Origin of the sequence: Pedosphaera parvula Ellin514 (genome assembly GCF_000172555.1) — a bacterium.
Taxonomy (GTDB): domain Bacteria; phylum Verrucomicrobiota; class Verrucomicrobiia; order Limisphaerales; family Pedosphaeraceae; genus Pedosphaera.
Map to the genome: position 1 here is coordinate 40,559 of NZ_ABOX02000029.1, position 13,000 is coordinate 53,558.

Genomic DNA, 13,000 nt, shown 5'->3' on the forward strand with positions numbered 1-13,000 from the left:
CAGTAAGCAAAGCTAATACTTACAGGAACGCTTATCGGCGGAAATACATGATCCCCTGAAATTGAAAAATCCCTTTTCACTCGCCCGGTTCAAGCAATGGGTGTCTCTGGCGAAGGCCCGCAGGGAATGTTTCCACTGGCAATTGCAACTTGACCTGCCACCGCACTTTATGTTTCCCGCCCTCCCACCGGGTCACTAATCCGCAAATAGGTCTTGTCCCCATACCAAGAGCTCGCGCATTCCAGCATCTTGCTGCTGCAACAATTAAATTAAGGACGCAATTTATGAAAGACCTGAGAGAATTATTTATTGAAGAACTCGCCGACATTTACAGCGCCGAACAACAACTCGTCAAAGCCCTCCCCAAAATGGCCAAGGCCGCCTCATCCGATCAACTAAGGGAAGGAATTGAACAACATCTCGAACAAACCGAAGAACATGTCCACCGCCTGGAACAAGTCTTTGAAATCTTCGGGGAAAAGGCCAAAGCCAAGAAATGCGAAGCCATGGCCGGCCTGATTCGCGAGACTCAGGAAGCCCTGGAGGAAGATGCGGAAGGCGCAGTTAAGGACGCCCTGCTCATCGCCTGCGCGCAAAAGGTCGAACACTACGAAATTGCCTCCTATGGCACTCTCCGCACCTGGGCCGAAGTCCTCGAGGAAAGTGACGCCGTCTCGCTCCTTGAAGATACCGAAAATGAGGAAAAGGAAACCGATGACGCCCTGACCGACCTGGCCGAAACCATCAACGCCGAAGCCAACCAGGGCGCTGAAAAAGGAGAAGAAGAAGAGGAAGAAACCAGTCACCGGTCCGTCCGTCCCAAGGGCAGCAAGAAATAAAGTCTGCCAAAAGACCAACAATTCCAGCCACGGTCGCGGCAAATCCGATGCCCGACCGTTTCTTTTTTATTGAGAACTGAATTCAATGTTGGAAACGCTGTTGGCCATCATGCCGAATTTTCCACCGCCGATAAAAAGCATGTAACCTTCCCGCGCTTGGTTCGTCATGATATCTGACATTGTAACAACACTAGCTCCCATCTTGTGATGGGGGCATTTTTTGCATACGGAAATCTTTCACGGAAAGCTGTCGAGCAAGCGAGCAACTTACGCCGTCCTGCAGACAGGAAAAACCATGTTCATGCAGTCGGTCCGGTTTTACTCACCGTTTAAAATCCGCTCCTGCACCTTACCCGGCCTCTGACCGTTCAAGATGTAGAGCACGGAGAAGACCAAAACCGCAGCCAGCAGCAAATAAATCAAAGAGTACAAGACAATCTTTAGTCTTTTTTTGTTTACGCGCTTTTTACGTCTTCGTTCCACGTGGATACCATTCCATTTGATCGTTCCCATGGTCAACTCTGCACTTGGCAGTTATTAGTCTTGCAACGCAGGCAGCCGGCACTGCAAGTTTTTCCTCCCCATCTCAAAGATTTCTTTTAAATATTTATTATGAATTCTGGACTTTCAAACAAAGTTGTCATCATTACCGGCGCTTCCGGTGGCATCGGCTCAGCCATCGCCCGCAAGTTTGCGGCCGAAGGAGCCAAAGTAGTGTTGCATTATCGCAACAACCGCGCTCAGGCCGAGGCTCTGCGGAAGGAATTAAAGGATGTTGAATCCCTGGTTATCCGGGCGGACCTCACAAAGGAAGCAGACGTAAAGCGCCTTTTTTCCGCCGCCACCAAAAAGTTCGGCCGTGTTGATAACCTGATCGCCAACGCGGGCTCATGGGAGACTCGCGATATTCCCCTGCACGAAATGTCCTTGAAACAATGGCGCCAAACCATGGATGGAGTGCTCACCTCGGCCTTCCTGACCACGCGCGAGTTCCTCCGAATCGTCGCCCGTCAAAAACGCGGCAACGCCGTGCTCATCGCCTCCACGGCTGGCGTATTCGGTGAGGCCGGTCATGCGGATTATGCTTCCGCCAAATCAGCCATGGCATTTGGCATGACGCGGACGTTGAAGAACGAAATCTCCCGCATCGCGCCCCACACTGCAGATTATTGTGGTGGCCGCTTTAATTGTGTTTGCCCGGGTTGGACTGTGGTTCCTCGCACTGCCCCAAAGCTCACCGATGCGAAAGCTGTTCGCAAAGTCACCTCTACCATGGCGCTTCCGCAAATCGCCCGACCCGATGATATCGCCAACGCAGTCGTCTTTCTCTCCTCCGATACGCTGGCCCGCCATATCACCGGCCAGACCCTCGTGGTTGCGGGCGGCATGGAAGGCCGACTGCTCTGGCAACCAGACGAGATCAATCCCGACATCGTTTAACGTTCAACCCATTTGGTAAATGGTAAAAATTGGATCAAGACCACGTACAAGCCCAGTGGTTCCGAGCTTTGAAGATCAGTGGTGACAACCCATCATTTCTCCCCTATAACCCTGTTCAGGAAGTTCCCATTTAGCACAAGTCGGGCAAGTCGCAAAATTAACGTGCGCAGGAACAGGGGAATTTCAGCTTATCAATTTATGAGGGAGGCATCATGCGGATACTAAATTTTCTTTTGCTTTTGACGCTCTGTTTTTCCGTCACATTGGGCGCGTTGGCCGAAGGGCTGCAACCGGTCGATCTCAAAGCATTTGTCGGAGCGTCGCCATTTCAAAACATCAACGCCGATTATTTGCTTCCGCGCGGCCGGCAGGTAATTGATGGAACTCCCTTCCAGATAGACGGTGTGATCTTTGTGAAAGGCGGCAAGGCCGCGAGTGCTTCAACCAACTCTCGCGTCATCCCAGTGGGTAGGAGCTTCGAGAAGCTGCATCTGCTTGTTTCCGGCCAAACCAAATCGCCGGAAGGAACCGCAGTCGGTAAAATCCATCTGCTTTATACTGACGGTACCGAGGCCGATGTGGAATTGCGCTTTGGTGATCATATCCGTAATTGGTATGGCCCCTGGCACAAGGCTGAACCTCCCCTGGGTGACTCCAACTCGCGTGTCTCCTGGATTGCCCAATTTTCTGCCGCTGCCACCACCGACGATTACCTCCGCCTCTTCCACGTCATCTTGAACAATCCCTCTCCGGACAAGGAGGTCCGTTCGTTCACTCTAAAGTCCACCGGAAAACCCACTTCGCTTATGTTCATTGCCATCAGCGTTGGTCCGGCAAAGGTGGAACCGCTTCTCGATACAATTCACCTTCCGAAAAATCCTTTCCCCGACTTGCGCCCCCGCAATGGGGACCTGGTTCGCGGAGAAGGTATGGTTAAAAGCCGGGATGGTTCGCCAATCGCCGGGGCTCATGTAGTCGTTTCCGGAGTGCGTCAGTTCGAGGAGGGTTATTCCGAATCCTCCATGGATGCTCCAGCCGTCAGCCAGGAGTCAACGACTGATTCGGGCGGAAAATTTGTCCTGCCACCCCTTCCCGATAACCGGTTCTACCGTTTATTTATATCTGCCGATGGTTTTGCTTCCACAACGTACGGCGGAATGGATCCCAAATCCGATCCCATCGAGATTCGGTTGAACGCTTCAACCAATGCCGCCGCCACATCAAAATTCATGGCGAGCGCGAAAGTCGTGGACATGGATGGCAAGCCCATTTCGTTCGCCATTGTCGAACCCGACGGTGTTGGTGACGGCAATGGGTCTTATTGGGGAAGTGGTGAAGGCTTCCCGGAGCAGCTCATGACTGACAAAAATGGAGAAGTAGTTTTGTCCCGCAAAGATCACTTTGAGAAAGTCCGAATCACAGTACATGCACCCAACCTGGCACCTGCCAAAGTGTGGCTGGATGCAACGAATCAAATGACCACTGTCGAAATGGGTGTGGGTGGAATTATCGCGGGCCGGGTCGTCAAGGATGGTCAACCACTCGCAGGTATCCGCATAGGCGTAACCGGATCCGATCGAAACTCCATGCATGATGTCGGAAATTATTACACCAAAACAGATTCCAACGGGGTATTCAACCTGACGCATCTTCCGCCCAATACAAAATGGTGGCTATCCGGCACCATGTCCTCACTCAAAACCAATGGAGCCATACAGCCAACGATGGTCGAATCAGGATCTCACGGTGCTTCAAATAACGTCGGTGATATGCAAGTCATAAAAGGCCTCACGTTATCGGGAACTGTTAAGACATTGCACGGCGAACCGTTGCCCAAATCGGTAGCTATTCAACTGGGTTATGATCTCTTCGCAGATTACCAATCCGCCAAGGTTGATTCCGACGGTCGTTTCAGATTCGATGGCCTGCATAAAGGAGAGGCAGACATATCCCTCTCGACTCAAGGGTGGCGATTTGGCGGCAACATGCGCAGCGAGGATTTTTGGAATCCCTGGCGGCTGGTTGGATTGATAGAAAATGACAAGAACGATCTGCTGCTCGTAATTGAAAAGGGGAATATCGATTACAATTCGAATTCATCGAACAATGGTCAAATTCCTTCCACGGATATGCCTCAGAATCGTCCTATTGCGGGAGCCGAACCCTCAGCGGGACCACCAGCTATTATTCTCGCCGGAAAGGTTGTGGATGACAAAACCGGCCTGGCGTTACCAGTGGTAAGAATCACCCCGGGCCGCAAGCCGCCCATTGTGTCCACCGGCACGCCGGCTCCCAAACCTCTCCTGGAGCAGGTATTGGAACCGTTAAAGACTAAAACCATTCCCTGGAATGAAAGGCCTTACTGGCAATTCAACCGCAAGGGGTCCTTTACCAACAGTAATTTCGCGGTCGAATTCTTTCCATTGACCAGCAGTCCGATCCTTAGGGTGGAAGCGGATGGTTATGAGCCCATTGAAACGGAACCCGTCACGGTAACAACCTCGAACCTGGTAATCCGCTCAAACCGGGCACGGGTCCCAATGGCATTGTGCTTCTTCCGGACGGCAAACCAGCATCCGGCGCCACCATTCTTTATGCAGTGCTCCAGGAACAATTTGGTCTGAATGGCACTTCCGTCAGTTCGTATGGCGGAAAGGAAGGGTTTTTGACCACGAAAGCAGATGGCAAGTTCTCATTCCCCCGACTTTCAAAAGGCCTGAAGCTTTTTGTCGCTCATCCTTCCGGCTATGTCGAGGAATCGGTTGAGCGCGGTGGAGACAACTTGAAATTGCGCCTGAAGCCTTGGGCCACCCTGACTGGCACCCTGGTTTATAGCAATGGCACTGCTGCAGCTAATGTGCCGCTCGATCTTGCGATTGATTATAATTGGCAACGTGGCGATCCGATCATGCATATCCAGGGAAAAATTGTCACCGATGCGCAAGGCAACTTTTTATTCACCAATGTGCCCCCACGTCATATCCAGGTGAATAGAATGCAGACGTCCGGCTTTGGCGGTGGATATAGTTCGATACAGCAGACGTGGTTGGACGTTTCACCGGGAGTTACGAACGAACTTGGCAAGGTTACCTATGACACGCCTCCACCAGCGCCAATGATTGATCAAATAAAACAGAAGCTTGGGTTGTAACAGGCATCAGCTTTAACGAAAAGAAAGGAAATGCATGAAAGGCATAAAATGGCTTTGGGTTCTTACCATTGTATCCTGGCTGGCGCTGTCTCTGCGTGCCGAGTCCATCCAAACTCTCGACCTGAAAACGCACGTTGGCCCTTCGCCATTCGATTTCCAGAATGCCGAATGGCTGCTTCCTCGTGGCCAACAAGTCCTGGATGGCGTTCCTTTTCAAATAGACGGAGCTATTCTGCTATACGCCACTAACTCCTACCAGAAGACACATCCCGGCCGCACGAACGTCAATGACATTGCAGTCGGACGGAAGTTTGAAAAGCTTCATCTCCTCACTGCAGCGGACACCACCGGAACAAAGCAGGGAGCTTCTGCCGGAACAATCCAACTCGTTTATGCCGACGGTTCGACCAACTTCCTGGAGGTTCGCTTTGGTGATCAGGTGCGTAGCTGGTATGGTCCCCGTCATAAGGCCGACGCTGCTTTAAAAGATAAAGACGCACACATAGCCTGGCAGGCTGACCATGCAGCGCCCTCAAAGTTCGATCAGTACCTCCGCCTGTTCCATGTGGTGCTTTCCAACCCTTCACCAGACAAGGAAGTCCGCGCGCTCTCGCTACTTTCCACCAAACACAACGCCGGGCTCATTATTATTGCCATGAGTGTCGGTCCCAAGACTGCCGAACCCTTGCCGAACACGATCAACCCTCCCAAAAATACCTACCCGGATTTGACACCGCGCAAGGGTGACCTCACGAACATTGAAGGCACTGTCAAAACCAAATCAGGCCAGCCCTTGATCGGCGCGTTGGTGCGAATCGTGGGAGCGCGTGAGTTCGTCACCAGTGATAGTGATGCCTCATCGGATGGCCCGGGTGCCGGTCTTGAAACTATCACGGACGGTGAAGGTCGTTTTAAACTACCACCCGTTTCAGATAATCGAATTTACCGTCTGATCGCTGCCGCTGATGACTATGACCCGGCTTTTTATAGTGCTGCTGATCCAAAATCAGACCCTGTTGAAATCAGGCTCGTTCCAGCGACCAACAAAAAGCCGCCTGGCAAATACGCATTGCGCGGCAAGGTGGTTGGTGATGACGGCAAAGCTCTGTCCTATGCTTTGGTGGAGCCTGACGGTGTAGGCTACGAGGGCGGGACAAGTTGGGGTGGTTCTCATAATTTTCCCGATCAGGTGCTGAGCGATAAGGATGGCGAGTTCGTCCTTTCACGAGATGAGCCGTTCAGCCGGTTGCAGTTGAACATCCATTATCCCGGACTTGCGCCCGCCAAACTCTGGCTGAACTACACCAATGTCACGCAAAACGTGGAAATGGGCGTCGGCGCCAGCGTCCATGGTCGTGTATTGAAGGATGGCAAACCACTGGCCGGCATCCGCGTCGGCGTGGCAGGCTCGGAGCGCAATTCCGAAGTCTTTGCCGGTCACTTTACAGCGACCACCGGACCGGATGGTGTTTTTAATTTCGCTCACCTGCCTCCGCAGACGACTTGGTGGCTATATGGCGTCATGTCCTCGCTTAAAAACCAGGGCGCTCTTGCTCCAACCATGGTTCAATCAGGGTCACATGGCGATTCAAAAGATCTCGGCGACCTGCCAGCAGGTCGAGGACTTCGCCTCGCGGGCACAGTGCAAACCCGTCTTGGAGAACCTCTGCCGAAGGGGATGAAAGTGCGCATCGGCTATGACAAAGCCTGGGATTCTCAGGAGGTGAACGTCGATGGCGAGGGTCGCTTCGTCTTTGAAGGTCTGTCAAAAGCGGAGGTGAATTTGTCCATTGAGTCCGGGGGCTGGCGCCTCGCCAGCAAGAATCGCAGCATGGATATTTGGAATTCGTGGCGTCTCACCGGCCTCATGGAAAAGGACAAGGACGACCTGCTGCTCATTATCGAAAAAGGGCAGCCGAATTATAATTCCGGCAACTCAGGGAACGGTCAACTCCCGGCACAAGACTGGCCGCAAAGTCGTCCCATCTCCGGTGCAGAACCCTATGCAGGACCACCACCCATCCTCCTCGTCGGACAAGTCGTTGATGATAAGACCGGAAAGATAATTCCAGTCAGCAAGATTACGCCTGGCCGCAAGCCACCAAGCACGACTGCCACTCCAGCCCCAAAGCCCGTGTTGCAGCAGATGCTTGAGCCCTTAAAGAAGAAAAATATTCCGTGGAACGAGGTGCCTTTCTGGGATTACTCACACGCAGAAACTATCTCCAATGGAAATTTCTTTGTGGAGTTCATTCCACTCACCAGCACGCCCATGCTGCGCGTCGAAGCTGCGGGTTATGAACCAGCAGAGACGGACCCCATCGCCATGACCACTTCCAATCTGGTCATCCGCCTCAAACGCGGAGCCGGGCCAAATGGCGTCGTGGTCCTGCAGGATGGCAAGCCTGCGGAAGGAGCTTCTGTGGTTTATGGCGTGTTGCGCGAACAGTTTTCGCTCTCGGGGACAAAACTTAACTCTCACGGCAATCGCGATGCAGGGCAAACCACTGGAAAAGATGGAAAATTTTCCTTTGCCGCGCGTTCTCAAGGAATGACCATCTTTGTTGCTCACCCTGCAGGTTGGGCGGAGGAATCGGTGGAACGTGGAGGCGATAATCTCAAGCTTCGCCTTAAACCGTGGGCAGCCGTTTCAGGCACTTTGGTAAATAGCAACGGCACGCCGGTCGCGAACATACCTCTTTCAGTGAACATGCCCTTCATGTGGGAACAGGGAATTCCATTTGTAAACCTGCAGGGACGCATCACCACTGATGCACAGGGACGTTTTACCTTTACCAACGTCCCTCCACGAAGACTGGACCTGAATAGGTTGGCTCCCATGGGATCGGGTGGAAATTATAGTTATCAATTGCAAACTTGGTTCGTAGCAGAAGCTGGAATCACCAATGATCTCGGAAAAGTCACCCTCGATTCACCACCGCCCGCGCCCATGCTGGATAGAGTCAAACAAAAGCTGGGACTTTAGAGAGAACATCGCTGGCTTAATCGACTGCTTGCGACAACAACCCGCGGGCGCTGGCCTCATACGCTTTGGCCTTCAGCTTTTCCACCTGCTTCTGGTCCACAACCTCCCGACGTGGTGACGTGCTCCAGGCCTGCGACTCAACCGGCTCAGGACTGAAAACGGTCCAGCTGCCGGTAAGCACGTCGACCACCGCCATTTTCACACGAATGCGCATGTGTTGTTTTTCGTCTGGTATCACCCAGTTCACCACCGGCACCCAGGAGATGGTCTTGGTGGCGGCGCCTTCACTTGCTGATTCCAAAATGCCCCAATAGCAAACCACGTGGTCCGCCCCGGCTTTGGCCGCAGCCAGGCGCAATACTTTGGAATAACTTTCCCCTGTCTGCGTGGCCACTCCGGTAAATGGAACCACTCTAAAACTCTTTTCCAAATCCGAAATCATCGGTCCGTCCGGATACTGCGCACCGGATTGGACCAATAGAATTGAATTCCCTCTGGTCAAAGCAACGCGTTGGGCCCGGGCACTGGCTCTCACGATCTCTTCCTCTGAAATCGATTGGTTTGGCTCGATGCCCAACACGTCAAATTCGCTGAGCTCCCTGGTTTGAGGATGTGGAGGAAAGCAGTTCCTCGCATTCACAGGGCTGGGAGCATAGGCAGTATCAGAAATGGATCGGGTGGTGCTACAACTTGATACCAACGCCATGACCACAGCTGCAGAGCAAATCCATTTTACCTTCGTCATCTTTTCGTTGTTCATTTGGGTTCCTTATTTTTCTGGCACGGTTGTTTCGTATTTTACACCTTCTGGTACTGGGACGGCGACTGGCACGGTTGTGCCTACGTTTCCGGCAGTTTTCTGACTGGAATCGACAGCAAGGAATGCTGTGAAGGCCGAGATCAAACCGTAATCCAATGCCACCTGTTTTATTTCTCCCTGAAGATCACTATTGGCCTGGTAAGTGGTTCTATCGGCCAGTTCGGCGATTTTGGCTCTGGCCCAAACACTGGGTAACGCATTGCCTGCGCTGTCCTCGAGGGTAACTGGGAAATTAAGCTCGATGGGCTGCACGCCCGCCTTGCCAGTCACGCGAATGTTGGCGGTATTGGCACCGCTGAATCGTCCCGTCAAGATCACGGGCCGACCGACGAACAAGTCGGGCATTTGTTGCGGATAGACTTCGCTCACTTGGAGATTGCCCCAGTCCACTTTGATGTCGGTCATGGCGGGATGACTCACCCGCTCGAAGAAGTCGTCCATCACCTTGGCTCCATTGTCGTGCAATCCAAGATGCGCCACGGCTCCCCCGCCCATCTTCGCCAAGTGATCGAGCAAGTAGCGGTTACACGAGCCTACACCAAAGCTGAAGATGCGCGATGCTCCGATCCGCTCATGAACCGCTGCCAATATCTCAGCTTCGTTGCCGATAAATCCATCGGTCAAAAAGCAGACGAAGCGCAGCCGTTCCGGGTCATGTGGGAAATCGAGGGCAGCCTTAATGCCTTCGATCATTTCGGTCGGTCCATCACTATTCAAGGCCTCAACATACGCCAGTCCTTTGCGGATATTCTCGGGTGTGGCTTCCAGGGGTTTTGCGCCTAACTGTGAGGCGTGTTCAGAGAAATTGATGATCTGAAAAGAATCGCCGGGCTGAAGCTGCTTCAACGCGTGGCGTATGGCTGCCTTGGCTTGTGCGATCGGTTCTCCTGACATACTGCCGGAACAATCCAGGACAAACACCATCTCCATCGGTGCCCGACCCAATTGTCCCAACTCCTTCGGTGGATAGAGCATCATCGTGAAATAACCGCCGCGTTCGTCACGATGCACCATGAAATTGGATTTAATACGCTCGCCTGCGATCCGGTAGCGCAGCACAAAGTCTTTATTTGGGATGCGATCTCCCTCGCTCAGATCCACAGACAACTGTTCCGGAGTGGTGCTCGTTTTACTTATTTTATGGGTGACGCAACTGAATTCCTCGATGCTCACTCCCGCATCCACATCCAAATGCAAAGCAATCTCATGCCCGCTCCGTTCACTGGGTTTTAGATACTGGACCTCTGTGCTCTGACCAGAAGTGCCGCCCTGATTGCGTGCAACCGCCCCCACGCCATTGGTAATATGTGATGGATTGTAGCGCGGCCCAACGACCATCGGGAAAACGAATTCATACCAGCCATCCACATATGCCAGTGTCTGGAAGTAGCGAATGTTTACATCGATCTGCTTGCCCGGCTCGATATTGGCGACGGATTGGCGGAAAATATTAGGCCGTTCTTCGGTGAGCAGCGAGGCGACGTAACCCTGGCTCTTGGCCTGCTGATAAATTTGCTCCGCTTCCAGCCGCTCGCGAATGACGCCGCGAATGTGCCGGTCGCCAATCGTCATCACAAACTCATTCACTGCGGCATTGTGAGGAAGTGGAAAGACGTAGACCGCTTCAATTTTTGCATTATAAGGATTTTGAAACTGCTGCTGCACATCCACCGTTCCGATATAGCCGTGAACGGATGCTTTGACATCGGTGTGTCGGAGTGGCAGTGGCACTTCTTCCTTTTCGCCTTCCCCTTTCGTCAACAACGCTCCGCTGCCTGGCTCCTTGTTATCGTTCGGAGTCGCTTTAGCGGAGTTCCGAGCAATGACCCATAGTTCTTCTCCGCCCTCACTTTGCAATTTATCGTAACTGCGACCAGGCAAAGCGGTCGCTTTCATAATATTAATAGGACCGGGTTCTACCAATTCCGAACTTGTAGGTGGCGTAAGCGGCACTGTATTTTCGACGGGCGAGTCCGGGGCTGACGCAGGCATTGCAACGCCAGCTGGCAAGCCTGTGACTGCACTTGGCCTCTTTGCACACCCTGACAGACACATTGCAATGGCCAAACCCAAGAATCCCGTCAGCCCGAAAATATTCGTTAACCGTCTGATTACTCTCATTTTTCTTTCCTTTGTTCAAAACTGGTTTCTGCTGAAATCTTTTTGCCCTGACTGTCAGCCGCTGCTTCCAGTTCGACTGAGTAGTCAGGATCTTTGTCCCCTATGACCTGGACGTGAATCGTTGCGACGCGTGTTTTGCCTTTTGGCAGGTTGCCTTCTGCGTTTGTGCTGAATGCTGCGATGATCACGCGCTCCTGTTGCATGGCCTTCGCATCGTAATACGGTGCCTCCTTGAAGGCTTCATGTTCCCCACCCTCCACCCCGACGATTTTTGCATTGCCAGTTCGCGACTTGAATTCAAGCTGATATGCGGCCAATGACTTGTCCTTGGAATCCAGAAAAATATCGATGGTTTTGAAACGAATCGTGTTCGTGGTTTGGGAATGGCCGGTTAACACTTGCAGCAGAAAAAAGAAGGCAAGCAGCGTCCTCATGAATGGCCGCCTTTCTCGAGGCTGACACAGCGACGGGCGATGACTTCGACATCTGCGGCATCGGTGTGCCCGTCGGCATTCAGATCCATTTTGGGAGCTTTTCCACTCTTGAGTTCACGGGCGAGTTGGAAGGCATCGAGAATATCGACGCGACCGTCATGATTCAAATCTTCGCGCGCATAGTTGCCCATACCAGAGTGGCGTGAATTGAGGAGGATTGTTGTGACAATGCCTGCCAGCACGAAAGCTGCTGCCATGGCCAGTATTTGGGTTGTTCTATTCCAACCTGCTTTGCGCTTTTTGATCTGGGCAAGGCGTGGCTGGATACTTTTCAGCACCGCTTGGTCCACCTGAGGCGGGATGAAGATGCTTTCCTTCTGCAACGACCGAAGCGCTTGAGCGAGCTTCGGCGAAGCTTTCAGCTCTCTTTCTTCATTACGCTCGTTATGTTGCGATTCGTCCATCTTCTATTGATTAAGTGGTTGAGCGGCCTAAAAGGTTCATTCCTCGAACATTTTTTTCGTGCGCACATCCTGGCGCAGGGTTTCCAAGGCGTTGTGCAGTCTGGATTTTACTGTTCCCAAGGGGATTTCCATGGCTTCTGAAATCTCGGCGAGGCTTAGTTCATCCACAAAGCGCAAGAGCAATACTTCGCGTTGCTCTTCTGGAAGCATCCTGAGAACCCACTGGAGTTGTTCTCCTTCGTCCGTGACATGCGCGGGAATTGCGGATTGCTCCATGCTCTGCTGTTCCTCTTCATTGGATTGATAGCGTTCGGATTTTCGACGGGAAGCGATGGAGAGATTACGCACCACGGGATAGAAGAAAGTCTGGAGCTTTGCCGTTAGGCGAAATCCGGGGAACTTTTTGGAAAAATAGAAGAAAGCTTCCTGCAGGATATCCAATGCCAGGTCGCGGCTGCCAGTCCAGCGGTAGGCGAGGTTGACGACCCAATCCTTGTGACGATGGTACAGGACTTCGAAGGCAGCCTCGTCGCCCTCATTGATATTGGCAATGAGTTCGAGGTCGCTGAGCGCTTCGAGTTGATGCTTTGTATGCTTCCCCACGTTTGCCTGCACCTGTGGCCATAATGCCTGTATTGCATTTTGGTCCACAAACTATTAAGTGAACGGGCAGCTCAAAAGGTTCACGGAAAATGTAGTTGGGTTAAAATTGTTGAATTTACGGAGAATTAGGGCGTCGAATGCG

Annotated in this window: 11 protein-coding genes; 5 read left to right on the plus strand and 6 right to left on the minus strand. The window is 52.4% G+C overall.

From position 1 onward, the window contains the following. The first annotated feature begins 284 nt into the window (after positions 1 to 284). Positions 285 to 839: a YciE/YciF ferroxidase family protein gene (locus CFLAV_RS19985; RefSeq protein WP_007416629.1), complete on the plus strand. Its 555-nt coding sequence runs from the start codon at positions 285 to 287 to the stop codon at positions 837 to 839. Between the two features lie 318 nt (positions 840 to 1,157). Here CFLAV_RS19985 and CFLAV_RS19990 read toward each other — a convergent pair whose 3' ends face one another. Further along, positions 1,158 to 1,352, minus strand: a complete 195-nt coding sequence (locus tag CFLAV_RS19990; RefSeq protein ID WP_007416631.1) for a hypothetical protein — start codon at positions 1,350 to 1,352, stop codon at positions 1,158 to 1,160. Positions 1,353 to 1,451: 99 nt separating this feature from the next. Here CFLAV_RS19990 and CFLAV_RS19995 point away from each other — a divergent pair, with 99 nt between their 5' ends. The 4 genes from CFLAV_RS19995 to CFLAV_RS20010 all read left to right on the plus strand — a co-directional run bounded on the left by CFLAV_RS19995 (position 1,452) and on the right by CFLAV_RS20010 (position 8,416). Next, complete coding sequence (locus tag CFLAV_RS19995; protein ID WP_007416632.1) at positions 1,452 to 2,279, plus strand: SDR family NAD(P)-dependent oxidoreductase; 828 nt, start codon at positions 1,452 to 1,454, stop codon at positions 2,277 to 2,279. A gap of 212 nt (positions 2,280 to 2,491) precedes the next feature. After that, positions 2,492 to 4,903: a carboxypeptidase regulatory-like domain-containing protein gene (locus tag CFLAV_RS20000; RefSeq protein WP_007416633.1), complete on the plus strand. Its 2,412-nt coding sequence runs from the start codon at positions 2,492 to 2,494 to the stop codon at positions 4,901 to 4,903. Continuing rightward, positions 4,828 to 5,430, plus strand: a complete 603-nt coding sequence (locus CFLAV_RS20005) for a transthyretin-like family protein (protein ID WP_237712429.1) — start codon at positions 4,828 to 4,830, stop codon at positions 5,428 to 5,430. Before CFLAV_RS20000 ends, CFLAV_RS20005 begins: the two co-directional genes overlap by 76 nt. A 34-nt stretch (positions 5,431 to 5,464) precedes the next feature. Further along, positions 5,465 to 8,416 carry a hypothetical protein gene (locus CFLAV_RS20010; RefSeq protein ID WP_007416635.1) on the plus strand — a complete coding sequence of 984 codons (2,952 nt, stop codon included), beginning with the start codon at positions 5,465 to 5,467 and terminating at the stop codon, positions 8,414 to 8,416. A 16-nt stretch (positions 8,417 to 8,432) separates the two neighbouring features. On the opposite strand, the gene CFLAV_RS20015 is transcribed toward CFLAV_RS20010, so the two are convergent. From CFLAV_RS20015 to CFLAV_RS20035, 5 genes are all read right to left on the minus strand, one after another. After that, a complete protein-coding gene (locus CFLAV_RS20015; protein ID WP_007416636.1) occupies positions 8,433 to 9,176 on the minus strand; it encodes a lipoprotein YafT in 744 nt (247 codons plus the stop codon). Between the two features lie 9 nt (positions 9,177 to 9,185). Then, positions 9,186 to 11,132, minus strand: coding sequence for a VIT domain-containing protein (locus CFLAV_RS20020; RefSeq protein WP_050785874.1), 1,947 nt, complete (start codon positions 11,130 to 11,132; stop codon positions 9,186 to 9,188). 221 nt (positions 11,133 to 11,353) lie between these two features. Beyond that, positions 11,354 to 11,791, minus strand: coding sequence for a hypothetical protein (locus tag CFLAV_RS20025; protein ID WP_007416638.1), 438 nt, complete (start codon positions 11,789 to 11,791; stop codon positions 11,354 to 11,356). Next, positions 11,788 to 12,255: a dockerin type I domain-containing protein gene (locus CFLAV_RS20030; RefSeq protein WP_007416639.1), complete on the minus strand. Its 468-nt coding sequence runs from the start codon at positions 12,253 to 12,255 to the stop codon at positions 11,788 to 11,790. The genes CFLAV_RS20025 and CFLAV_RS20030 overlap by 4 nt, the downstream gene beginning before the upstream one ends. A gap of 36 nt (positions 12,256 to 12,291) precedes the next feature. After that, entirely contained in the window at positions 12,292 to 12,906 is a 615-nt protein-coding gene (locus CFLAV_RS20035) for an RNA polymerase sigma factor (protein ID WP_007416640.1), read from the minus strand. Positions 12,907 to 13,000: the final 94 nt, after the last annotated feature.

Bases quoted from the DNA above. Each gene is read 5' to 3' on its own strand.
- CFLAV_RS20000 (WP_007416633.1), top strand. From the start codon at position 2,492: ATGCGGATACTAAATTTTCTTTTGCTTTTGACGCTCTGTTTTTCCGTC.
- CFLAV_RS20030 (WP_007416639.1), bottom strand. From the start codon at position 12,255: ATGGACGAATCGCAACATAACGAGCGTAATGAAGAAAGAGAGCTGAAA.
- CFLAV_RS20025 (WP_007416638.1), bottom strand. From the start codon at position 11,791: ATGAGGACGCTGCTTGCCTTCTTTTTTCTGCTGCAAGTGTTAACCGGC.
- CFLAV_RS19995 (WP_007416632.1), top strand. From the start codon at position 1,452: ATGAATTCTGGACTTTCAAACAAAGTTGTCATCATTACCGGCGCTTCC.
- CFLAV_RS20015 (WP_007416636.1), bottom strand. From the start codon at position 9,176: ATGAACAACGAAAAGATGACGAAGGTAAAATGGATTTGCTCTGCAGCT.
- CFLAV_RS19985 (WP_007416629.1), top strand. From the start codon at position 285: ATGAAAGACCTGAGAGAATTATTTATTGAAGAACTCGCCGACATTTAC.
- CFLAV_RS19990 (WP_007416631.1), bottom strand. From the start codon at position 1,352: ATGGGAACGATCAAATGGAATGGTATCCACGTGGAACGAAGACGTAAA.
- CFLAV_RS20010 (WP_007416635.1), top strand. From the start codon at position 5,465: ATGAAAGGCATAAAATGGCTTTGGGTTCTTACCATTGTATCCTGGCTG.
- CFLAV_RS20020 (WP_050785874.1), bottom strand. From the start codon at position 11,132: ATGAAAGCGACCGCTTTGCCTGGTCGCAGTTACGATAAATTGCAAAGT.